Here is an 18981-nt window from a genome sequence, read left to right as displayed (position 1 = left end):
ATGAAGGTGAAGGTTGTAGATAAAAAGAATCAAGCCGTTGGCGAGGTTGAGATAAACATTCAACCTAAAGAGGTGAAAAATAAAGGGGTTCTGTTCAATAGGGTTGTTAGGGCAATGTTAATGAACGCAAGACAAGGTACCGCCAGTACTAAAACAAGGGGTGAGGTATCTGGTGGTGGAAAGAAACCTTGGAGGCAAAAAGGAACAGGTAGGGCGAGAGCAGGCTCTATTAGGTCTCCTTTGTGGGTCGGCGGTGGTGTTATTTTTGGGCCCAAACCGAGGGATTACGAGCTTAAAATGAATAAGAAAGAGAAGAGAGTGGCTTTTATAGAAGCATTAGCCCAGAGGATTGAAGAGGGCAAACTTATCGTTATAGATGATTTGAGTTTTGAAAAACCAAAGACAAGGGACGCTTACGAAATAGTTAAAAATTTGAATTTGAAGAAAGCCCTGTTTGTTCTTGAAAAAGGCATGGAGAATGCTTACCTTTCTTTAAGAAATATTAAAGGTGTAGAGGTTAGAAACATCGATACACTTAACACATACGATGTTTTGAGGTTTCAAAATATTATTATCCCCAAAACAGTTGTTGAGAAATTAAACGGGAGAATCGCCAATGGATAAGTGGAGTGTTTTAAAAGAGAGGGTGATTTCTGAAAAGGCTTTTATAGCTCAGGAAGAAAACAAATACGTTTTTGTTGTTGATAGGAAGGCCAATAAGACCGAGGTGAAGAAAGCTGTTGAAGAGTTATTTGGCGTAGAGGTGGATAAGGTAAACATATTAAATGTAAAGGGAAAGACAAAAGTATTTAGAGGTATAAAGGGTAAGAGGCCTTCATATAAGAAGGCTATTGTTACACTCAAAGAAGGTCAAACTTTGAAGGAACTTTAAGAAAGAGGTTAAGCCATGGGTATCAAGGTTTACAAACCTGTAACGAACGGTTTGAGATTTGCGAGCGTTTCCGACTTTAGCGAAATAACAAAGAAAAAACCCGAAAAATCCTTGATAAAGGTTTTGAAGTATCATGCAGGTAGAGACTCATCTGGCCATGTAAGTGTAAGAGGCAGAGGCGGAAGGGTCAAAAGGTTTTACAGAATTATAGATTTCAAAAGGGACAAAAGAGGTATACCAGCTACTGTTAAAGCGATAGAGTACGATCCGAACAGGAGCGCAAGGATAGCGCTATTGGCTTACAGAGATGGAGAGAAGAGATATATTCTTGCCCCTCTGGGTTTGAAGGTTGGCGATGTTGTTGAAGCGGGTGAGAATGTGGAAATCAAAGTGGGCAATGCCCTGCCGATAAAGAAAATACCTGTGGGTACAATAGTCCATAATATTGAATTAAAACCAAAAGCAGGGGCGCAGCTTGTAAGAAGTGCTGGAGCTATGGCTCAAATTATGGCGAAAGAGGGTAAATACGCCCATGTAAGGCTTCCAAGTGGAGAGATGAGGCTTATAAACGTTGAGTGTTATGCCACTGTTGGCCAGGTTGGTAATACGGATCACTCCAATATAAATTGGGGTAAAGCTGGTAGGATGAGGCATAAAGGTTTCAGGCCTCAGGTTAGGGGTGTTGCTATGAACCCAATAGACCATCCACATGGTGGTGGTGAAGGTAAAACGGGAACAGGTGGAACTCCGGTTACACCGTGGGGTGTGCCTACTAAGGGTTATAAGACACGCCGCAATAAGAGAACCGATAAGTTCATTGTTACAAGAAGAAAGAAAAAATAGGAGGCTTAGTTTATGCCAAGGAGTCTGAAAAAAGGGCCTTTTGTTGACGAGAAGTTGATAAAGAAAGCCGAGAAAATGAAGGCCTCGGGCAAAAAAACTATGATAAAAACATGGTCCAGGAGGAGCACCATTATACCTGAGTTTGTTGGCTTTACCTTTGCCGTTCACAACGGTAAAAAGTTTGTGCCTGTGTATGTGACTGAGAATATGGTGGGATATAAACTCGGAGAATTTGTTCCTACAAGAACATTCAAGGGCCATAAAGGTGTGGTTCAAAAGAAAATAGGTAAATAAGGGTTGGTGAGTTATGGAAGCAAGAGCATTTTTAAGGAGTGCAAAGATATCACCTATAAAGGTTAGAGAGGTTATAAGCCTTGTTAAGGGTAAAAGTGTAGATGAGGCTTTGGTTTTACTTAAATATTCCAATAGAAAGGCATCTTTTATCTTAAAAAAGTTACTTGAGTCTGCAGTTGCAAATGCGCTTGAGCAAGGTATGGATGTAGATAGTTTCAAGGTTAAAAACGTAACAGCAGACGATGGTATAAGGATGAAAAGGTATAGAGCAAGGGCTATGGGTAGGGCAGGAAGAATTATAAAAAGAACAAGCAATATTACTGTTATTATAGGCAAATAGGAGGTGGGTTTTGGGTCAGAAGGTAAACCCGATCGGTTTAAGATTAGGCATAACAAAAACTTGGACATCAAGGTGGTATGCAGAAAGGGATTTTAAGGATAAGTTCTTAGAAGATCAGAAAATCAAGAAAGCTATAAAATCTAAGGTTTACTATGCCGGAATCTCCAAGATAGAGATAGAAAGAAAAAGAAATAAGATGACCGTTAATATATACGCAGCTATGCCGGGTATCATCATTGGCAGAAAAGGTGCAGAGGTTGAGAAGCTTAAAGAGTATATAAAAACATTAACCGATTCTAATGTGACAATAAATGTTAGAGATGTATCCGTTCCTGAAAAAGACGCCCAACTCGTAGCTGAGAACATAGCTCTTCAGATAGAAAAAAGGATGCCATACAGAAGGGTTATGAAAAGAGCTGCCTATTTGGCCTTGAAAAAAGGTGCGAAGGGTATTAAAATTCAGATTTCTGGTAAGCTTGGCGGTGCCGAAATGGCCCGTACCGAGTGGATTAAGGAAGGAAGAGTTCCGTTAAGTACTTTGCGTGCAGACATTGATTACGGTTTTGCTGAAAGCTTGACCCAGGCAGGAGTAATTGGCATCAAGGTATGGGTGTTTAACGGGATGGTATCTCCAAAATAAGGAAAGGGTGGTAGAAAGCCATGTTAATGCCTAAGAGAACAAAATACAGGAAATATCAGAGAAACAGAAACGGTTTAAGGGGAACGGCTAAGAGGGGAACTAAACTTGCCTTTGGTGATTATGGCATGAAAGCTGTTGGCAGAGGTGAGGTTACAAACAGACAGATTGAGGCTGCAAGGATTGCTATTAATAGGGTTTTAAAGCATCAAGGGAAGATATGGATAAGGATTTTCCCTGATTTCCCACTTACCAAAAAACCCGCTGAAACAAGGATGGGTAAAGGTAAGGGTTCTGTTGAGAAGTGGGTTGCAGTAGTTAAACCTGGCAGGATTCTTTATGAAGTAGGTGGCGTAAGCGAGGACCTTGCGAGAAAAGCTTTTCAACTTGCAGCCAACAAGTTTAATATCGAAATGAAATTTGTCAAACGGAGTGAGTGGGTATGAAAGCGGCAGAGTTGAGAAATATGAGCTTAAATGAGCTTAATGATGAGGAAAAACGCTTAAGGGAAGAAATATTTAAGCTCAATATGAGAAAAGGACTTGAACAGGTGGATAATCCGCATAAGATAAGAAACCTTCGCAAGGATTTGGCAAGGGTTCTCACCATTAAGAACGAGAAACTCAAGAAGGGTGAAGAGTCATGAGTAAGTTAATAAAAGAAGGTGTCGTTGTAAGTGATAAAATGGACAAAACCATCGTAGTTGAGGTTGAAACTTTAATTGAGCATCCTAAGTTCCATAAATACATCAAAAGAAGAAAAAAGTTTAAAGTACATGATGAAAAGAACGAGGCCAGAAAAGGCGATAGAGTTAAATTTATTGAGTGCAGGCCTATTTCCAAGGATAAACACTTTAGATTGCTTGAAATCACCGAGAAATATGTAGGATTGGGAGATGAGCGATGATACAGCCATACAGTGTATTAAGGGTGGCAGATAACTCAGGTGCCAAAAAGATAATGTGTATAAAGGTGCTTGGCGGCAGCCGCAGGAGATATGCCAGGGTTGGGGATATAATCGTTGCTTCGGTCAAAGAGTCAGATCCAAATGGCAAAGTAAAGAAGGGTGATGTGGTTAAGGCTGTGGTTGTAAGGACAAAGAAAGAGTTTAGAAGACCTGATGGCACCTATGTAAAATTTGATGAAAACGCAGCGGTTTTAATTAATAACCAAAAAGAGCCTATAGGCACAAGAATCTTTGGTCCTGTTGTTAGAGAGCTTAGGGCTAAAGAATTTATGAAAATCATATCGCTTGCTCCAGAGGTGCTGTAATGAAAAGGATTAGAACAAGATTGAAAAAGAGTGATAAGGTTAAGGTAATTGCGGGTAAGGACAAAGGCAAAGAGGGCAATGTTATTTCGTTTGTGCCCGAAAAAGATAGGGTTATCGTTGAGGGTGTTAATGTGATCAAGAAACATGTTAAGGCATCCGAAACAACAAAAGGGGGAATAGTAGAAAAAGAAGCCCCTATTCATATATCCAATGTTATGTTGGTTTGTCCTCATTGCAATAAGCCAACCAGAATTGGCGTAAAGTTTTTGGAGAGCGGCGAGAAGGTCAGGTATTGTAAAAAATGCGGTGAGACAATCTAAGGAGGAGAAGTTTAATGGCTGAAAAGTATGTGCCAAGGCTCAAGACCATCTACAAGGAAGAGATAATCCCTCGCCTAATGAAAGAGTTTTCATATAAGAATGTAATGCAAGTGCCCAAAGTAGAAAAAGTTGTCCTCAATGTGGGTTTGGCTGAAGGGATGCATGATGTTAAGCTTCTTGAGTCTGTATTGGATGAACTTGCTACAATTACTGGCCAAAGGGGTATAATTACCAGGGCCAGAAAATCTATAGCTAATTTTAAACTAAGAAAAGGTATGCCTATAGGCTGTAAAGTTACGCTGCGTGGAGATAGGGCTTATGAATTCTTGGATAGATTTATATCTTTTGCTATTCCAAGAATCAGAGACTTCAGGGGTGTGCCGCTTAAGGGATTTGATGGCAGGGGTAATTACACACTTGGTATAACCGAACAGTTGATTTTCCCTGAGATTAATTACGATAAGATTGTGAAGATCCACGGTTTAAGTGTTACGATTGTTACAACGGCAGAGACTGATAAAGAGGCCAAAGCCCTGCTTGAGGCCTTTGGCATGCCATTTAGAAAAACAAACTGAGTTGAAGAGGAGAAGCTATGGCGAGAAAAGCTATGATAGAAAAATCCAAAAGACCCCCTAAGTTCAAGGTAAGGGCTCACAACAGATGCCAGATTTGTGGTAGGCCTAAGGGTTACATAAGGAAATTCGGCATCTGTAGGGTATGTTTCAGAACCTTGGCAGGTAAAGGTGAAATTCCAGGTGTAAAAAAGGCGAGTTGGTAGGTGGCGTATGAGTAAAAAGGTAGCAGATTGCTTGTCGAAGATAAGGAATGGTCTAAAGGCTAAGCACGATTATGTAGATGTTGCAAGTAATAACTTAGTTGAAAATGTTTGCAATATTCTTAAAGAAGAAGGTTTTATTAAAGATTATAAAAGGTTGGAAGATGCAGGTAATAGAAACATTGTAAGGGTGTTCTTGAAATATGCAGACGAAAACAAAAGAAAGCCTGCTATAATGTTAATGAAGATGGTGAGTAAACCCTCAAGAAGAGTCTATGTCTCAAGCGATGATATAAAGCCTGTTATGAACGGGCTTGGTATAGGTATTATATCCACCTCTAAAGGTGTTATAACAACTAAAGAAGCCAAGAAACTTGGGGTGGGCGGCGAATACATCTGTGAGGTATTTTAATTAGGAGGTAGCAATGTCAAGGATAGGAAGAATGCCTATCCCTATTCCTTCGGGGGTAGAGGTAAAGATAGGAGAGTCAGAGATCAACGTTAAAGGCCCTAAGGGGCAGTTGAGCCAATATTTTAATTCTCAATATGTAGCAGTAGAAAAAGATGATAAGTTTATTTATATAAAGTCAACAGGTGATTCTAAAAATGCAAAAGCCATGCACGGCCTTTACAGAAGCCTTGTTAATAACGCTGTTATTGGCGTTTCTCAGGGCTTTAGTAAGGTTTTACAAATAGAAGGTGTTGGATATAAAGCTTCTGTTTCAGGTAAAAAGCTTACGCTTACTGTAGGATTTTCACACGATGTTATCTATAACATACCTGATGGTGTTAATGTAGAGACAGATAAAAGAGGTATTGAGATCACCGTTTCAGGTATAGATAAGCAGCTTGTTGGACTGGTGGCAAGTCAAATTAGGGCTATTAAGCCTCCAGAGCCATATAAGGGTAAAGGAATTCGCTACAAGGGCGAGTATGTCAGAAGAAAAATGGGCAAGGCTGCAAGCAAATAATGGGGGTTAATATATGTCTACAGTAGATAGAAAAAAGGAAAGACAGAGAAGAAAAGTAAGAATAAAATACAAAATAAGAGGAACAGCTGAAAGACCAAGGCTCTGTGTATATAAAAGCCTAAAACATATCTATGCCCAGATTATCGATGATGAGAGTGGGAGAACAATTGTTTCTGCTTCCACACTTGATTTGGACTTAAGGGACAAAGTTAAGGGTAGCAATATAACATCGGCTAAGGTTGTTGGTGAAGCAATAGCCAAGAAGGCCTTAGAAAAGGGTATAGAGAAAGTTGTTTTTGACAGGAATGGCTACATCTATCACGGCAAAGTAAAGGCTCTTGCGGATAGTGCAAGGGCAGCAGGACTTAAATTTTAGGAGTGGAGCGTATGGTTCAGATGGAAAAAGAGTTTGAAGAGCAGGTTATTACGATAAAAAGGGTTACCAAGGTTGTAAAAGGAGGAAGAAGGTTTAGGTTTGCCGCCTTGGTTGCCGTTGGTGATAAAAATGGTAGAGTTGGATTGGGATTGGGTAAATCCCATGAGGTTCCAGAAGCAATAAAAAAGGCTATAGAGAAGGCAAAGAAAAACCTTATTAGGGTTCCAATAACTGAAGATGGCACTATACCTCATCAGCTTGAAGTAAAAGAAGGTGCTGGTAGAGTTTTAATAAAACCTGCAAGGCCTGGTACGGGAATTATTGCAGGCAATACGGCAAGGGCAATCTTAGAAGTTTGTGGCATAAGAAATATAGTCACAAAATCTATTGGCTCGAATAATGTTCACAATCTATCAAGGGCATTGCTTAAGGCTTTGAGTTTGTTGAGAGATAAGGAAGAGATCGAAAGAATCAGACAGGCCAAGTGAGGTGTAATATGGGTGATCTAAAAATAACGCTTACGAGAAGTTTGATAGGGCAGAAACCGTCTATAAGGAAAACGGCTATAGCTTTGGGTTTAAAAAGACCAAACAAGTCTATAATAAGAAAGGATACACCCTACATCAGAGGTATGATAAGAAAGGTATCCTTCATGGTTAAGGTAGAAGAACTTTAAGAGGGGTGAAAATATGGAGCTTTATGAATTGCCACGCATTGTGAAAGATAGAAAAAGGGTTGGTAGAGGAGATTCAAGCGGTTGGGGAACAACAGCAGGTAAGGGAAGTAAAGGTGAAAAAGCACGCTCAGGTGGTGCAAAGGCAGCGTATTTTGAGGGTGGCCAGACACCTATATACAGAAGGCTTCCTAAGAGGGGTTTTAAAAATCCATTCAGGGTTGAATATGATGTAGTCAACTTAAATAAACTTGAGGCTATATGCAGCGATGGTGATGTGGTTGACATAAACTACATGGTTCAAAAGGGCCTAATAAAAGGCACAAAGCCGGTTAAGGTTTTAGGTAATGGTGAGCTGACTAAAAAGATTACCGTAATTGCTGATGCTTTCTCTAATTCTGCTAAGGAAAAAATAGAAAAAGCTGGTGGTAGTATAGAGGTACTACAGTGAGGGAAGATTATTCTAATATCTTTAATGTGCCTGAGCTCAACAGAAGGCTGTTTTTTACCCTGTTGATGTTTGTTGTTTTTAGGATTGCAGCCCATGTGCCAACTCCAGGTGTAAATCCGCATGTGTTGGCGGCTATATTTGAACAGGCTCGAGGCACAGCATTGGGTTTGTTTAACCTATTCTCTGGTGGTGCAATTAAAAACTTTAGTATAATTTCTTTGGGTATTATGCCCTATATATCTGCCGCTATTATAATGGAACTTCTAACAGCAGTGAGTCCGGAACTTGCTGCCATGAAGAAGGAAGGTGAAGCAGGTAGGAGAAAGATTACAGAATACACACGCTATGGAACGGTTGCTATTTCATTTTTACAGGGCATAGGAATTGCTGTAGGCTTACAATCTATGCATGGACCGGGTGGAGCAAGTGTTGTAATATGGCATGGATTGCCTTTTATTTTGTTTACTGCAATGACAATGATGGCTGGCAGTGTATTTTTGATGTTTGTCGGTGAGCAAATAACTGAAAGAGGCATTGGAAACGGTATATCGTTGATAATCTTTGCTGGTATCGTTGCGAGATTGCCTGCAGCATTGGGTAATATGTTCAGGCTTGTTAGTGCAGGTGAGATGAGTGTTTTATCGCTACTTGTTATATTTGCTGTTGCTGTAGGTGTGGTGGCTTTTGTTGTTTTTGTTGAGCTTGCTCAGAGAAGGATTCCTGTGCAGTATCCAAGGAGAATGGTTGGAAGAAGATTGTATGGTGGTCAAACAAGCTATATACCCTTAAAAATCAATGTTTCTGGCGTTATACCGCCTATATTTGCCTCATCAATTCTTCTATTTCCAGCCACAATCTCAAAGATAATCAATGTCCCGTGGCTTAAATCTGTATCTGACTACATAATGCCTGGCGGATTAATCTATAGCATTGTATATATTTCTCTTATATTTTTCTTTGCTTACTTCTATACGGCTATTGTGTTTAATCCCAAAGATATTGCAGACAATTTAAAGAAAAATAACGGTTTTGTACCCGGAATAAGGCCCGGAAAATATACAGCTCAATACTTGGATTGGGTATTGGATAGATTAACATTTGGTGGTGCTATATATCTGTCGTTCGTTTGTGTTTTACCTTGGATTTTAATAAGAAAGTTTAATGTGCCTTTCTATTTCGGCGGAACGGCCTTGTTGATTGTTGTTCAGGTTGCTTTGGATACAATTATGCAGATTCAGGCACATCTGTATATGCGCAACTATGAAGGGTTCTTGAAAAACAGAAGGAGTAGATAGGGGGAGAGGATGATTCTTATTTTACTTGGAGCACCCGGAGTAGGTAAGGGAACCCAAGGTGTTCTGATTAGTAAAGAATACGGGATTCCACAGATTTCAACGGGTGATATCTTAAGAAAAGAAGTAAGGGAAGAGACTGAGCTTGGGAAAAAGGCCAAGGTCTATATGGATAAGGGAGAGCTTGTGCCGGATGAGGTTATAATAGGGATGATGGAAAACAGAATCAAGGACGATGATTGTAAAAACGGTTTTATCCTTGATGGCTTTCCAAGAACAGTAGCACAGGCTGAGGCCTTTGATGGTATGTTGAAAAAGAATAGACTTGAGCTGGATAAAGTTTTGCTTATCGATGTTCCAGAAGAGGAGATAGTTGATAGACTTACAGGCAGGAGGGTTTGTCCAAACTGTGGCGCTGTATATCATATAAAGAACAATCCTCCTAAAAATGACAATCTGTGTGATAAGTGTGGCAGTAAACTTATTCAGAGGGATGATGATAAAGAAGATACTGTAAGGAATAGACTTGAGGTCTATAAAAAGTCTACTATGCCGCTTATTGATTATTACACAAAAACCGGAAAGCTTATAAAAATAAACGGCGTAGGTTCGATAGATGAAATATTTAGTAGGGTAAAAGAAGTTTTAGGATGATTGTTCTAAAAAGTAAACAAGAAATTGAGAAAATGTACACAGTCAACCAGATGGTTGGCGATATACTTAATATCTTGAAAAATGAGATAAAACCTGGTATAACCACCGAGTATTTGAATAGGAGAGCCGAGGAGGAGGCCAAAAAAAGGCACGCGAAATGTGCCTTTAAGGGTTACGGCGGTTTTCCTAAATCCCTGTGCACATCTGTTAATGAAGAGGTTGTGCACGGCATACCATCTAAGAAGAAGGTTTTAAAAGAAGGGGATATAATCAGTTTGGATTTTGGCCTTATCTATGATGGATGGTATGGAGATTCAGCAATTACCGTGGCTGTTGGTAATATAGATGAAAAAAAGAAGAAACTTATGGAGGTAACCTATCAAGCCTTGTACGAAGGCATTGCCCAGGCAAGAGCAGGCAATTACCTCTATGACATCTCCGGTGCTGTTCAGAATTATGTAGAGAGTTTTGGGTTTAGTGTTGTAAGGGATTATGTTGGGCATGGCATTGGTAGAAAGCTTCATGAAGAACCGCAGGTTCCCAATTATATCCCTTCTAAATTTGACAGGGGTCCTATGCTAAGGGTAGGCATGACCATTGCCATAGAGCCTATGGTCAATGCAGGAACATGGAGGGTTAAAGTTTTGAAAGATAAATGGACAGTTGTTACTGCTGACGGCGAGCCTTCAGCGCACTTTGAGCACACCATAGCTATTACAGAAGAAGGGCCCGTAATATTAAGTGAGGTGAGCTGATTTATGGCTAAAGAGAAGAGTATCTCGGTCGATGGTGAGGTGATAGAGGCTCTGCCTAATGCTATGTTCAGGGTTAAACTATCAAACGGTCATGTTGTTTTGGCGCATGTGGCGGGTAAAATGAGGATGCATTTTATTAAGATTTTACCTGGGGATAAGGTTAAGGTTGAGCTTTCTCCTTATAGCATTGAAAGGGGAAGAATAGTTTATAGATACAAATAGGTGGAGGTTTCAGATGAAGGTTAGGCCATCTGTGAAAAAGATTTGTCCTAAATGTAAGATCATTAGAAGGAAAGGCATCGTAAGGGTTGTTTGCGAAAACCCTAAACATAAACAAAGACAAGGTTAATGGAGGGATAAGTGGCTCGTATTGCAGGTGTTGAATTACCAAGGAATAAGAAGATATTTATAGCGCTTACCTATATCTATGGTATAGGAAGAACGCGCTCTATGGAAATTTTAAAAAAGGCTAACATTGACCCAGACAAGAGAACTCATGAATTGACGCCAGAGGAAATTCAGAGGATTAGAAGCGTTATAGCAGACTACAAGGTTGAGGGTGAGTTAAGAAAAGAAGTAGCTATGAATATTAAGGCATTGATGGATTTGGGTAACTATAGGGGATTGCGCCACAGGAGGGGATTGCCTGTAAGGGGTCAGAGGACCAGAACCAATGCAAGAACAAGAAAAGGCAAGAAAAAAACGGTAGGAAGAAAGTAAAGGAGATAGGGATATATGGCTAAGGCAGTCAAGAGAAAAAAGAGGGTTAAGAGGAACGTCGCAAGCGGCATAGCCCATATACAGGCTACTTTTAATAACACAATTATTACCATAACAGACCAAGACGGCAACGTGCTTTGCTGGTCCTCAGCCGGTGATAGTGGATTTAAGGGTACCAGAAAGGGAACCCCTTTTGCCGCTCAGCTTGCGGCCGAAAATGTAGCAAAAAAGGCTATGTCAATGGGAATGAAAGAAATAGATGTTAGGGTAAAAGGCCCTGGCCCAGGTAGAGAGACCGCCATAAGGTCACTTCAATCTGCTGGTTTGAGGGTTAAGTCTATTAAGGATGTTACACCTATTCCCCATAATGGTTGTAGACCACCAAAAAGAAGAAGGGTATAAGGAGAGTATAGGGTATGGCTGTATATACAGGACCTGCTTGTAGGAGATGTAGAGCTTTAGGTGTTAAGTTATTTTTAAAGGGCGATAGATGCTTTACCGATAAATGTGCTTTTGAAAGAAGGCCTTATCCGCCCGGCAAAAGCAGAAATGCAAGGAGAAAGATGTCATCTTATGGCTTGCATTTGGCAGAAAAGCAGAAAGCAAAGGCTGAGTACGGAGTTTTGGAGAGGCAGTTTAGGAAATACTTCGAAGAGGCAAAAAGACAGAAGGGCGAAACTGGTGCAAATCTTGTTGTGTTACTTGAAAGAAGACTTGATAATGTTGTTTACAGATCTGGCATGGCCTCTTCGAGAAGGGAAGCAAGAAGGCTCGTTACACACGGTCATATAAGGGTTAATGGGCACAAGGTAGATATACCTTCTTATCTTGTAAGAAAAGGTGATGTGATAACTGTTTCCGATAAGATGAAAGCCAAAGAAGAGTTCAAGAGGAGATTTGAGGAGAATTCAAGGAGGATGTCTGCATCTTGGATTAACGTTGACTTGGATAATGTTAGCGCAACGTTTGTTGATATGCCGACAAGGGATGATGTACAACCTCCATTCAATGAAAACGCCATAGTTGAGTTGTACTCTAAATAAAAAATAACGAAGGGAAGCTAAGATGATGGGCGTTTTTGATTACTTAAAATTGCCGACAGAGGTCAATGTAGAAAAGAATACACCCACGTATGGTAGGTTCAGTTTGGAGCCTTTGAATGAAGGGTATGCTACAACCATAGGTAATGCTTTAAGAAGGGTTTTGTTATCCTCAATCGTAGGCATAGCTGTTGTTGGCGTAGAGATAGAGGGTGTAGAACATGAATTTAGTACGATTGAGGGTGTAAAAGAAGACGTGTTGAACATCATCCTTAACCTAAAGCAGGTTAGGTTTAAGGCTTTAAACGATAGTTTTAAAGAGGGTGAGGTTTATATACATAAAGAAGGCCCTGGCAGTGTAGTTTCAGGTGATATAGAAGCTCTCGGTAATATAGAGATTGTTAATAAGGATATCTATATAGCCGAGTTAATGGATGGGGCTAAACTTGATGCGAAGATTTATCTGCAAAGAGGTATAGGGTATAAACAAGCTAATTATGATGCTGTCAACAGAGAAATAGGTTTTATTCCTGTTGACGCCCTATTTTCACCTATTGTTAGGGTTGCTTATCATACAAAAAAAAGTACAATGAAAGATTATTACGATTTTGAAAAGTTGGTTTTAGAGATAGAGACAGACGGTACTATTATGCCCCAGGATGCCTTAAAACAGGCTAGTTATATTCTTGGCAACTATATATCCATCTTTTCTGCAGATTTCAAAGAGACAACGCAGAAGGAACCTGAGGAAAACAAGATTGATATACAAATCAATGAGAATCTCCTCAAGCCGGTTGAGGAGCTTGAGCTCAATGTAAGGGCATCAAATTGTTTAGCTGCTCATAACATTAAATATATATACGAGTTAACCCAAAAAACCGACACCGAGCTCTTGAATACTAAAAATTTTGGAAAGCAGTCCTTAAAGGAAATAAAGGACTCCTTAAAACAACTTGGCTTGGAACTTGGTATGAAGTTTAGTCAGGAGCAGCTTGAGAGGATTCAGCAGCTAATAGAAGAAAAAGAAGGAGAGGACAATGAGGCATAGAAAGGGTTATAAAACGCTCAGTATTGATGGCGAAAGGAGGAAGCATCTTTTAAGGAACCTTGCTATCTCGCTCATTGAAAATGAGAGAATAAAAACTACAGATGCCAAGGCAAAGGAGCTTGTTAGATTTATAAGCAAGCTTGTGACTATGGCCAAAAATGATAATTTAAGCTCAAGGAGAAGGGCTTTGTCCAAGTTGAACAACAATAAAAAGGCTGTTAGAAAATTATTTGACAATCTTGCTCCACGCTTTGCTTCAAGAAACGGTGGATATGTAAGAAGGATTAAGTTAGGTTTTAGAAAGGGTGATGCTGCACCTGTTTCCATTGTTGAGTTTGTAGAGGAAGAAAATAAGTGAAAATAAGTAAGCATGGGCTAAAAGGAGTATCTTTGATACTCCTTTTTTTTATGTTTGATTACTTTACAAAGTTATATATATCTAAACATATTCCACTTAATGGTGGAGTGGGTGTTATAGATGGTTTTTTCAATATAGTTCATGTAAGAAACACGGGTGTTGCATTTGGAATCTTTGCCCATCTGCCAGAGCACTTGCGCTTTCTGTTTTTAGGCGGTATTAGTTTAGTTGTTTTTGTTGTCATTTTTTATCTTGTTTTATTTGGTAAAGACAGGAGTTTTTTGTTTATTTTGGGTTTGTCGTTCTTAGCTGGGGGGGATTTAGGCAATCTATACGATAGGATTTTTAGGGGTTATGTTATTGATTTTCTTGATTTTCACATAAATCGATATCATTACCCAGCTTTTAACCTTGCCGATAGTTTTATAACTATAGGTTTGTTTATTTTGATTTTCTATAGAATGGTTGGCTCAAGAATTAAGAATGCCTGATTTACCTAATCTTTTTCTGAAGTATTAGCCTTCTTTTCAGAAGGCCGTATATCATTGCAGATTTATTCTTGGCTGCATAATCTATTAGCTCTTTCTTTGTTTTGTTATCCAGTGCTTCTGCTAAACCATATTCTAACAATAGCCTTATCATATCAACGCAATTGAATTTTACGCACTCTTTTACCACATCTTCTACATTATCAAGGCCACATCCTCTGTTAAGTAGCTCTTTTACAACCTCAAATCTGTTGTAGTATATGGCTTCTCTTAGAGGTCTATCAAATTGAACATGTATGTCGGCTCCATGATCTAAAAGGTATTTTACTATGCTTAGATGTCCATACATAGATGCCCATACAAGAGGGGCGCCTTTGTGGGTATTTATATTTGCCCCATGGTTTATGAGTATCTTTACAAGACCAAAATTTCCATTTGCACAAGCCCTAATTAAAGAACCTATATAATCATCCTCATCCTCTATAGTTATTTCTGTAACTTTTCCTTCTTTATTTCTTGCTATTATCTTTGTTTTTGCCTTTTTTTGCGTTGAAAGCTACTCAAAAAATCTGCGCTTGATTGCTTGTTTAGTCCTGAAAGAAGACTTTTGGTCTTATTAAGATATGAGGATATGTCGGCTCCAGCTGCTATTATATACTGAAGTGTTGCTGTGTCCCATATTTTACCCAAATATCTGAGTTGAACTCTGTGAGCTTTGAATATCTTTGGGCGACATTTAGTTTTTGTTACCCATCCGAAGGGTTTTACTTCATAGACGTCTTCACCTTTATCTATAAAAGAAAAGATGTCCTTTGCTGCAAAATATATACCCCCAGCTTCTCCGTATGGATCTGGATTGAAAGGTAGCGAGTCCTCATTTATACCTTCTGTGTAAAAAACGCCATAATGGCCGTTTGGGTTTACAATTTTAAAGTATTTTCTTGGAGGTGGGTCGTTCTTTTTTGTCATTAATTTACCTGCTTCTGTTTTGCTATAGAAGTAGGTTTCCCATTCAATATCCATCTTCTCTTCCTCTGTTTATTCTATAGAAAGAGTATAAATAAAATTTGGTTGAATTCAATTATTTTCCAATTAGATAGAGCTTTTTATAAAATCTGCGGTTTTTTTAAGAGAGTTTTTAAATTCTTTATAATTCATTTTATAAAAGAGTAGATTTATATAAACTATGCTATTTTCTTTTGTGATGGCAAGGTGATTGAAGTGTTTGTCATTGAATAGCTTTATGAGGTTTTTGAAATTTGAGTATCTATTAGAATCTTTGAGTATTTCATACTTTTTATTGTTTATTGTTGAGATTTCTTTACTTAGCTTCTCCCTGTTGTATATTTTGGGTTTTGCAAGCTTTAATGGGTCCTCTTTTATTATGTGAAACTCTCCTCTTATGGGCTTTTCTGTATAAAACATGATCTGTAGGCTATCCTTTCCGCTGGTTACAAACATAAACGGCAAGTAAAGTATGCTTTGTCGTGGTATGAGTCTTAAGTTAATAAAAACCTTTTTGAATCCATCCACTTTGTATTCAGCTGAGAAGCCTAAAACCCCACCTAAATAGGTATAAAGCTTGTCTTTTGGGTTTAGTGCAGATTCCAAACTCTTTGCCATTTCCTTCATTATCTTTATATTTTTCTTATACCCCGCAATATATACCAAGCTTATAGCAACACTTATACCTATGAAAATTGTTATGTATGCGCTACTCATTCAACACCTTTTTAGCCCAAGCTTGACATAGTTTTTTGATGTTTTTTATGTCTGTTGCGTTTTCTATGAAAGGTACTTCTGTTATATCAATATTATCAAAGTAGTTTTCTAATTTTTCAGGCTTGTTCATTAAGCCTTTTTTGTTTAAAACAATTAAGTTTAATGGTATAGATAGATAATTTAGTCCTTCTGCAATTCTTCTGCTTTCACTTAAAGAGAGGCTGTCCTCGTTAGTTATAATAACCGTTTTTGTTTTATTTTTATCCCTTAATAGGCCAACCAGAAACTCCACTGTTTGTGATTGCAATCCAAGCTCTTTTAAGATTTTATCGTCTTTTTCGGTTGTTGCAAGCTCATCATCTATAGTCTTGGGATTTATGTTTTTTATCGCCCCTCTTGTTTGGATAATTTTCTTTCTCCATTTTATGAGTTTGTCTATCCACATCTTTGATGTTATGGGTAGGGCAAATATCTTTAACATTAGACCCGTTGGCGGTGTGTCTATGATTATGTAGTCTTTATCCAGGTTTGATTCTATCTTGTCTTTTAGTGCATACATTATGGCGTATTCTTCCATTCCAGGTGAATATTTCATTATATCGAGCATCGAATCCAAGTTTATAATTTGTAAGTATCGGTAGGTTTCTTTCATTCTCTTTGTTGTGGTGCTTATGAACTTTTTTAGATAGAACTCCGTGTCTATTTCCTCTGCGTATAGTTCTTTATATATATTTGTTGAACCTTTTAAATTGTTGTTTGAAATTATATCTCCTATATTGTGGGCAGGGTCAATTGAGGCAAGATAGACGCTTCTGGATTGGTCTGCCAGATAATAAGCAAAACCTACAGACGATGTTGTTTTGCCTGTACCACCTTTACCTAAGAAAAATATGATGTTCTTCATATGTCACTCAAATCAAAGAACTCAGCAATTTTGTCATCCAATCTTTCCGACTTAAATATCATAACTTTTATTTCATGCTCTAAATAGGGCAGAAGGGCCATCCCCAAATAGCTTGGAGGGGATGGCATACCCATTAGAGAACCGAAACATACAAGTGCAAATGCATTTTCCATCTCGTGCAACTGAAGCTCTATAGCCGATGTGCTTTGCTGTTTAAAGCCTTCTATGAATGCTTCTAAATTTTTAAAGAATCCCTCAAGCATTATCTTTGGCAAACTTCTGGGTTTTATCGGGTTTTGAGAAATCGTAAATGAGAATGAGGTTTAAAATTAACATAATAACCATTATTGCACCAAGTGTGTATGCCTGAACAGGGCTTTTATGCATAAATACAGGTATTACCTTTATTAGATACCACACCATTGCAAGCGTAACGGTTATCCATAAGAATATTGCAGGGGCAAATACAGGCCAAGATGGTTTTTTCTGAACCCTCATAACCCAGGCTGCTGCCGTGAATAAGGCAATAGATGCAAGCATCTGGTTTGCAGCGCCAAAGGCAGGCCATATAACTTTCCATTCTCCACTCCAAGCAAGGCCGATTCCTATGGCTGCGGGTATAAACGAGGCTATCCATTTGTTTGTGAATAAGTCGTATAGCCCCTTAGAACTATCTTTCAGTGGTTCAAATATTTCTGCGAATGTGTATCTTGCCAATCTATTGGTTGTATCTAAGGTTGTCATGGCAAACGATGCTACCCACATAGCCGCCAATATTATCATAAAGGCTTTTGGTATACCTAATACACCATTAACCACAGTTGCATAGGATTTTGCGAATATTCCAACTGGGCCTCCATTTACTTTCATTACACCTATATAATGTGTCCCGAAATAGCTTGCTGTTGATGTTAATTCTTTTGCCTTGTCTGCGCCAACTATGCCCATACCTGCTATTCCTATAGATAAAATGACAAGCGTGGATAGGAATCCTTCTGTAAGCATGGAACCATATCCTATAAATAATCCCTCGACTTCATCGGCCAGCTGTTTTGAGGTTGTTCCACTTGCAACAAGTGCATGGAAACCGCTCAGTGAGCCACATGCTATAATTAGCGGTATAGCAGGCCAAAATGGTGTAGGTTGACCGCCAATAATAGGGGCAGAAAACATAGTAACCTGAGGTATTGTCATGGGTTTAAATGCCAGTATTACCGCTATGCCACCCAAAAATAACCCAAATACCAAAAGCCATGCATTCATGTAGTCCCTTGGCTGGAGCAGGATGTTTACAGGTAGAGCTGCTGCTATGATTATATAAACTAAAAATACCACCATCCAAGTTTTGTAGGATGCATGGAATGGGTAATACTTAGCCGCTATTATAGAGGTGGCCAAAAGTATTATTGCCAGGATTGTGGATATACCGAAATTTGCTTTCATTTTATACATGACAAAGCCTAGTGCTAGAGCAAAAGCTATCTGCAAGAAATAAGCTGTGGGCACTGCAGGTTGTTTTACAAAAATGCCGCCTAAAACTGCTCCAAAAGCTGCAACAACGAGTATAAGAACAAACAAGATAAACCATGCAAAGATATAAGAAGTTCTCTTTTTGATAACCTTTCCTGCAACCCACTGAACAGAGTGTCCGTCATATCTTACAGAGCTCATTAATGACAGATAGTCATGCACGGCTCCTATAAATACATTTCCAAACCAAACCCAAAGAAGGGCTGGAAGCCATCCCTATGCAAGGGCAATTGCAGGTCCTACAATAGGTGCTGCACCTGCAATAGATGCAAAATGGTGGCCAAATAAAACATACTTGTTTGCAGGTACATAATCCACATTGTCGAAAAGCCTTTTTGATGGAACCTCTTGGTCTGATTTACCAACTATAGATTTTTGAAGAAATCCTCCGTAGGCTTTGTAGAATACTACGTATATTATTAAGCCTACGATAACCAAAACAGTAGCATTCATAATACCTCCCCCTCAAAAGAAGTTTTTTATTAAACAAAAAAACCTTTGCATCATCTTGGCTATTTTACTACTAAGAAAAGAAAAATCAATAATAAATTAAAAAATATTACAAAATGATAAATACAGCTAAGTAAACAATTTAATGTTAACTATATGGTTTGAAAAGTAAAAAGC

At 38.8% G+C, this 18981-nt stretch carries 35 protein-coding genes and 1 pseudogene; 30 read left to right on the top strand and 6 right to left on the bottom strand.

Annotated features, from left to right (window positions below):
- Genes rplD through lspA form a run of 30 tightly spaced genes read left to right on the top strand, consistent with a single transcriptional unit; the run spans position 1 to position 14201 of the window.
- On the top strand, positions 1 to 624 hold the full coding sequence (gene rplD, locus HIPMA_RS07100) for a 50S ribosomal protein L4 (RefSeq protein ID WP_013682364.1): 624 nt from the start codon (positions 1 to 3) through the stop codon (positions 622 to 624).
- Complete coding sequence (gene rplW / locus HIPMA_RS07095) at positions 617 to 892, top strand: 50S ribosomal protein L23 (protein ID WP_013682363.1); 276 nt, start codon at positions 617 to 619, stop codon at positions 890 to 892. Before rplD ends, rplW begins: the two co-directional genes overlap by 8 nt.
- 15 nt (positions 893 to 907) lie before the next feature.
- Positions 908 to 1735: a 50S ribosomal protein L2 gene (rplB, locus tag HIPMA_RS07090; RefSeq protein ID WP_013682362.1), complete on the top strand. Its 828-nt coding sequence runs from the start codon at positions 908 to 910 to the stop codon at positions 1733 to 1735.
- A gap of 12 nt (positions 1736 to 1747) precedes the next feature.
- Positions 1748 to 2029 (top strand): 30S ribosomal protein S19, encoded by a 282-nt coding sequence (gene rpsS, locus HIPMA_RS07085; RefSeq protein ID WP_013682361.1) that lies wholly within the window; start codon positions 1748 to 1750, stop codon positions 2027 to 2029.
- A gap of 13 nt (positions 2030 to 2042) precedes the next feature.
- The gene (gene rplV / locus HIPMA_RS07080) at positions 2043 to 2369 is read left to right on the top strand and encodes a 50S ribosomal protein L22 (RefSeq protein ID WP_013682360.1); all 327 of its coding nucleotides are present in this window, start codon (positions 2043 to 2045) and stop codon (positions 2367 to 2369) included.
- A gap of 10 nt (positions 2370 to 2379) precedes the next feature.
- Positions 2380 to 3009 carry a 30S ribosomal protein S3 gene (gene rpsC / locus HIPMA_RS07075; protein WP_013682359.1) on the top strand — a complete coding sequence of 210 codons (630 nt, stop codon included), beginning with the start codon at positions 2380 to 2382 and terminating at the stop codon, positions 3007 to 3009.
- Positions 3010 to 3029: 20 nt separating this feature from the next.
- The gene (gene rplP, locus HIPMA_RS07070; RefSeq protein ID WP_013682358.1) at positions 3030 to 3452 is read left to right on the top strand and encodes a 50S ribosomal protein L16; all 423 of its coding nucleotides are present in this window, start codon (positions 3030 to 3032) and stop codon (positions 3450 to 3452) included.
- Complete coding sequence (gene rpmC, locus HIPMA_RS07065) at positions 3449 to 3652, top strand: 50S ribosomal protein L29 (protein ID WP_013682357.1); 204 nt, start codon at positions 3449 to 3451, stop codon at positions 3650 to 3652. The genes rplP and rpmC overlap by 4 nt, the downstream gene beginning before the upstream one ends.
- Positions 3649 to 3912, top strand: coding sequence for a 30S ribosomal protein S17 (gene rpsQ, locus HIPMA_RS07060; protein WP_013682356.1), 264 nt, complete (start codon positions 3649 to 3651; stop codon positions 3910 to 3912). The genes rpmC and rpsQ overlap by 4 nt, the downstream gene beginning before the upstream one ends.
- Positions 3909 to 4277, top strand: a complete 369-nt coding sequence (rplN, locus tag HIPMA_RS07055) for a 50S ribosomal protein L14 (RefSeq protein WP_013682355.1) — start codon at positions 3909 to 3911, stop codon at positions 4275 to 4277. The genes rpsQ and rplN overlap by 4 nt, the downstream gene beginning before the upstream one ends.
- Positions 4277 to 4597 carry a 50S ribosomal protein L24 gene (rplX, locus tag HIPMA_RS07050; RefSeq protein ID WP_013682354.1) on the top strand — a complete coding sequence of 107 codons (321 nt, stop codon included), beginning with the start codon at positions 4277 to 4279 and terminating at the stop codon, positions 4595 to 4597. The genes rplN and rplX overlap by 1 nt, the downstream gene beginning before the upstream one ends.
- Before the next feature lie 29 nt (positions 4598 to 4626).
- Positions 4627 to 5172: a 50S ribosomal protein L5 gene (rplE, locus tag HIPMA_RS07045; protein WP_041324462.1), complete on the top strand. Its 546-nt coding sequence runs from the start codon at positions 4627 to 4629 to the stop codon at positions 5170 to 5172.
- Between the two features lie 17 nt (positions 5173 to 5189).
- Positions 5190 to 5375, top strand: a complete 186-nt coding sequence (locus tag HIPMA_RS07040) for a type Z 30S ribosomal protein S14 (protein WP_013682352.1) — start codon at positions 5190 to 5192, stop codon at positions 5373 to 5375.
- 7 nt (positions 5376 to 5382) lie between these two features.
- Positions 5383 to 5784 carry a 30S ribosomal protein S8 gene (gene rpsH, locus HIPMA_RS07035; protein WP_013682351.1) on the top strand — a complete coding sequence of 134 codons (402 nt, stop codon included), beginning with the start codon at positions 5383 to 5385 and terminating at the stop codon, positions 5782 to 5784.
- Between the two features lie 13 nt (positions 5785 to 5797).
- A complete protein-coding gene (gene rplF / locus HIPMA_RS07030; protein ID WP_013682350.1) occupies positions 5798 to 6343 on the top strand; it encodes a 50S ribosomal protein L6 in 546 nt (181 codons plus the stop codon).
- 13 nt (positions 6344 to 6356) lie between these two features.
- Positions 6357 to 6719: a 50S ribosomal protein L18 gene (rplR, locus tag HIPMA_RS07025; RefSeq protein WP_013682349.1), complete on the top strand. Its 363-nt coding sequence runs from the start codon at positions 6357 to 6359 to the stop codon at positions 6717 to 6719.
- Positions 6720 to 6721: 2 nt separating this feature from the next.
- A complete protein-coding gene (gene rpsE / locus HIPMA_RS07020) occupies positions 6722 to 7207 on the top strand; it encodes a 30S ribosomal protein S5 (protein WP_429909479.1) in 486 nt (161 codons plus the stop codon).
- Between the two features lie 8 nt (positions 7208 to 7215).
- Positions 7216 to 7395 carry a 50S ribosomal protein L30 gene (gene rpmD, locus HIPMA_RS07015; protein ID WP_013682347.1) on the top strand — a complete coding sequence of 60 codons (180 nt, stop codon included), beginning with the start codon at positions 7216 to 7218 and terminating at the stop codon, positions 7393 to 7395.
- Positions 7396 to 7408: 13 nt separating this feature from the next.
- Complete coding sequence (gene rplO / locus HIPMA_RS07010) at positions 7409 to 7843, top strand: 50S ribosomal protein L15 (RefSeq protein ID WP_013682346.1); 435 nt, start codon at positions 7409 to 7411, stop codon at positions 7841 to 7843.
- Positions 7840 to 9138 (top strand): preprotein translocase subunit SecY, encoded by a 1299-nt coding sequence (secY, locus tag HIPMA_RS07005; RefSeq protein WP_013682345.1) that lies wholly within the window; start codon positions 7840 to 7842, stop codon positions 9136 to 9138. Before rplO ends, secY begins: the two co-directional genes overlap by 4 nt.
- A 9-nt stretch (positions 9139 to 9147) precedes the next feature.
- Entirely contained in the window at positions 9148 to 9789 is a 642-nt protein-coding gene (locus HIPMA_RS07000) for an adenylate kinase (protein WP_013682344.1), read from the top strand.
- Entirely contained in the window at positions 9786 to 10544 is a 759-nt protein-coding gene (gene map, locus HIPMA_RS06995) for a type I methionyl aminopeptidase (protein ID WP_013682343.1), read from the top strand. The genes HIPMA_RS07000 and map overlap by 4 nt, the downstream gene beginning before the upstream one ends.
- Before the next feature lie 3 nt (positions 10545 to 10547).
- Positions 10548 to 10766 (top strand): translation initiation factor IF-1, encoded by a 219-nt coding sequence (gene infA, locus HIPMA_RS06990; protein WP_013682342.1) that lies wholly within the window; start codon positions 10548 to 10550, stop codon positions 10764 to 10766.
- A 13-nt stretch (positions 10767 to 10779) separates the two neighbouring features.
- Positions 10780 to 10893: a 50S ribosomal protein L36 gene (gene rpmJ / locus HIPMA_RS06985; RefSeq protein ID WP_013682341.1), complete on the top strand. Its 114-nt coding sequence runs from the start codon at positions 10780 to 10782 to the stop codon at positions 10891 to 10893.
- 11 nt (positions 10894 to 10904) lie between these two features.
- Complete coding sequence (gene rpsM, locus HIPMA_RS06980; RefSeq protein WP_013682340.1) at positions 10905 to 11264, top strand: 30S ribosomal protein S13; 360 nt, start codon at positions 10905 to 10907, stop codon at positions 11262 to 11264.
- 15 nt (positions 11265 to 11279) lie between these two features.
- Positions 11280 to 11666, top strand: a complete 387-nt coding sequence (gene rpsK / locus HIPMA_RS06975) for a 30S ribosomal protein S11 (RefSeq protein WP_013682339.1) — start codon at positions 11280 to 11282, stop codon at positions 11664 to 11666.
- 14 nt (positions 11667 to 11680) lie between these two features.
- On the top strand, positions 11681 to 12307 hold the full coding sequence (rpsD, locus tag HIPMA_RS06970; RefSeq protein WP_013682338.1) for a 30S ribosomal protein S4: 627 nt from the start codon (positions 11681 to 11683) through the stop codon (positions 12305 to 12307).
- A 22-nt stretch (positions 12308 to 12329) separates the two neighbouring features.
- Positions 12330 to 13352 (top strand): DNA-directed RNA polymerase subunit alpha, encoded by a 1023-nt coding sequence (locus tag HIPMA_RS06965; RefSeq protein WP_013682337.1) that lies wholly within the window; start codon positions 12330 to 12332, stop codon positions 13350 to 13352.
- Positions 13342 to 13710 carry a 50S ribosomal protein L17 gene (rplQ, locus tag HIPMA_RS06960; RefSeq protein ID WP_013682336.1) on the top strand — a complete coding sequence of 123 codons (369 nt, stop codon included), beginning with the start codon at positions 13342 to 13344 and terminating at the stop codon, positions 13708 to 13710. Before HIPMA_RS06965 ends, rplQ begins: the two co-directional genes overlap by 11 nt.
- The gene (lspA, locus tag HIPMA_RS06955; RefSeq protein WP_013682335.1) at positions 13707 to 14201 is read left to right on the top strand and encodes a signal peptidase II; all 495 of its coding nucleotides are present in this window, start codon (positions 13707 to 13709) and stop codon (positions 14199 to 14201) included. Before rplQ ends, lspA begins: the two co-directional genes overlap by 4 nt.
- Position 14202: 1 nt before the next feature.
- Here the strand turns inward: lspA and HIPMA_RS06950 are convergent, their stop codons facing one another.
- The 6 genes and pseudogenes from HIPMA_RS06950 to HIPMA_RS09900 form a co-directional block, all read right to left on the bottom strand.
- Positions 14203 to 14649, bottom strand: coding sequence for an ankyrin repeat domain-containing protein (locus HIPMA_RS06950; protein WP_280985297.1), 447 nt, complete (start codon positions 14647 to 14649; stop codon positions 14203 to 14205).
- Positions 14650 to 14720: 71 nt separating this feature from the next.
- Positions 14721 to 15221: a hypothetical protein gene (locus tag HIPMA_RS06945; protein WP_013682333.1), complete on the bottom strand. Its 501-nt coding sequence runs from the start codon at positions 15219 to 15221 to the stop codon at positions 14721 to 14723.
- A gap of 69 nt (positions 15222 to 15290) precedes the next feature.
- Positions 15291 to 15920, bottom strand: coding sequence for a hypothetical protein (locus HIPMA_RS06940; protein ID WP_013682332.1), 630 nt, complete (start codon positions 15918 to 15920; stop codon positions 15291 to 15293).
- The gene (locus HIPMA_RS06935; RefSeq protein ID WP_013682331.1) at positions 15913 to 16824 is read right to left on the bottom strand and encodes an ArsA family ATPase; all 912 of its coding nucleotides are present in this window, start codon (positions 16822 to 16824) and stop codon (positions 15913 to 15915) included. The genes HIPMA_RS06940 and HIPMA_RS06935 overlap by 8 nt, the downstream gene beginning before the upstream one ends.
- Complete coding sequence (locus HIPMA_RS06930; protein ID WP_218915346.1) at positions 16821 to 17099, bottom strand: DUF7990 family protein; 279 nt, start codon at positions 17097 to 17099, stop codon at positions 16821 to 16823. Before HIPMA_RS06930 ends, HIPMA_RS06935 begins: the two co-directional genes overlap by 4 nt.
- A pseudogene (locus HIPMA_RS09900) lies at positions 17080 to 18807 on the bottom strand (carbon starvation CstA family protein). Before HIPMA_RS09900 ends, HIPMA_RS06930 begins: the two are co-directional and overlap by 20 nt.
- Between the last annotated feature and the right edge of the window lie 174 nt (positions 18808 to 18981).

Source organism: Hippea maritima DSM 10411 (assembly GCF_000194135.1).
Classification (GTDB): Bacteria; Campylobacterota_A; Desulfurellia; order Desulfurellales; family Hippeaceae; genus Hippea; species Hippea maritima.
This window is presented reverse-complemented; position numbering and strand designations above follow the sequence as displayed.

What these genes read in the sequence shown, in the direction of transcription:
- rplD (WP_013682364.1), top strand. Translation starts at nt 1, where the DNA reads ATGAAGGTGAAGGTTGTAGATAAAAAGAATCAAGCCGTTGGCGAGGTT.
- rplW (WP_013682363.1), top strand. Translation starts at nt 617, where the DNA reads ATGGATAAGTGGAGTGTTTTAAAAGAGAGGGTGATTTCTGAAAAGGCT.
- rplB (WP_013682362.1), top strand. Translation starts at nt 908, where the DNA reads ATGGGTATCAAGGTTTACAAACCTGTAACGAACGGTTTGAGATTTGCG.
- rpsS (WP_013682361.1), top strand. Translation starts at nt 1,748, where the DNA reads ATGCCAAGGAGTCTGAAAAAAGGGCCTTTTGTTGACGAGAAGTTGATA.
- rplV (WP_013682360.1), top strand. Translation starts at nt 2,043, where the DNA reads ATGGAAGCAAGAGCATTTTTAAGGAGTGCAAAGATATCACCTATAAAG.
- rplP (WP_013682358.1), top strand. Translation starts at nt 3,030, where the DNA reads ATGTTAATGCCTAAGAGAACAAAATACAGGAAATATCAGAGAAACAGA.
- rpmC (WP_013682357.1), top strand. Translation starts at nt 3,449, where the DNA reads ATGAAAGCGGCAGAGTTGAGAAATATGAGCTTAAATGAGCTTAATGAT.
- rpsQ (WP_013682356.1), top strand. Translation starts at nt 3,649, where the DNA reads ATGAGTAAGTTAATAAAAGAAGGTGTCGTTGTAAGTGATAAAATGGAC.
- rplN (WP_013682355.1), top strand. Translation starts at nt 3,909, where the DNA reads ATGATACAGCCATACAGTGTATTAAGGGTGGCAGATAACTCAGGTGCC.
- rplX (WP_013682354.1), top strand. Translation starts at nt 4,277, where the DNA reads ATGAAAAGGATTAGAACAAGATTGAAAAAGAGTGATAAGGTTAAGGTA.
- HIPMA_RS07040 (WP_013682352.1), top strand. Translation starts at nt 5,190, where the DNA reads ATGGCGAGAAAAGCTATGATAGAAAAATCCAAAAGACCCCCTAAGTTC.
- rpsH (WP_013682351.1), top strand. Translation starts at nt 5,383, where the DNA reads ATGAGTAAAAAGGTAGCAGATTGCTTGTCGAAGATAAGGAATGGTCTA.
- rplF (WP_013682350.1), top strand. Translation starts at nt 5,798, where the DNA reads ATGTCAAGGATAGGAAGAATGCCTATCCCTATTCCTTCGGGGGTAGAG.
- rplR (WP_013682349.1), top strand. Translation starts at nt 6,357, where the DNA reads ATGTCTACAGTAGATAGAAAAAAGGAAAGACAGAGAAGAAAAGTAAGA.
- rpmD (WP_013682347.1), top strand. Translation starts at nt 7,216, where the DNA reads ATGGGTGATCTAAAAATAACGCTTACGAGAAGTTTGATAGGGCAGAAA.
- rplO (WP_013682346.1), top strand. Translation starts at nt 7,409, where the DNA reads ATGGAGCTTTATGAATTGCCACGCATTGTGAAAGATAGAAAAAGGGTT.
- HIPMA_RS07000 (WP_013682344.1), top strand. Translation starts at nt 9,148, where the DNA reads ATGATTCTTATTTTACTTGGAGCACCCGGAGTAGGTAAGGGAACCCAA.
- map (WP_013682343.1), top strand. Translation starts at nt 9,786, where the DNA reads ATGATTGTTCTAAAAAGTAAACAAGAAATTGAGAAAATGTACACAGTC.
- infA (WP_013682342.1), top strand. Translation starts at nt 10,548, where the DNA reads ATGGCTAAAGAGAAGAGTATCTCGGTCGATGGTGAGGTGATAGAGGCT.
- rpmJ (WP_013682341.1), top strand. Translation starts at nt 10,780, where the DNA reads ATGAAGGTTAGGCCATCTGTGAAAAAGATTTGTCCTAAATGTAAGATC.
- rpsK (WP_013682339.1), top strand. Translation starts at nt 11,280, where the DNA reads ATGGCTAAGGCAGTCAAGAGAAAAAAGAGGGTTAAGAGGAACGTCGCA.
- rpsD (WP_013682338.1), top strand. Translation starts at nt 11,681, where the DNA reads ATGGCTGTATATACAGGACCTGCTTGTAGGAGATGTAGAGCTTTAGGT.
- HIPMA_RS06965 (WP_013682337.1), top strand. Translation starts at nt 12,330, where the DNA reads ATGATGGGCGTTTTTGATTACTTAAAATTGCCGACAGAGGTCAATGTA.
- rplQ (WP_013682336.1), top strand. Translation starts at nt 13,342, where the DNA reads ATGAGGCATAGAAAGGGTTATAAAACGCTCAGTATTGATGGCGAAAGG.
- HIPMA_RS06945 (WP_013682333.1), bottom strand. Translation starts at nt 15,221, where the DNA reads ATGGATATTGAATGGGAAACCTACTTCTATAGCAAAACAGAAGCAGGT.
- HIPMA_RS06940 (WP_013682332.1), bottom strand. Translation starts at nt 15,920, where the DNA reads ATGAGTAGCGCATACATAACAATTTTCATAGGTATAAGTGTTGCTATA.
- HIPMA_RS06935 (WP_013682331.1), bottom strand. Translation starts at nt 16,824, where the DNA reads ATGAAGAACATCATATTTTTCTTAGGTAAAGGTGGTACAGGCAAAACA.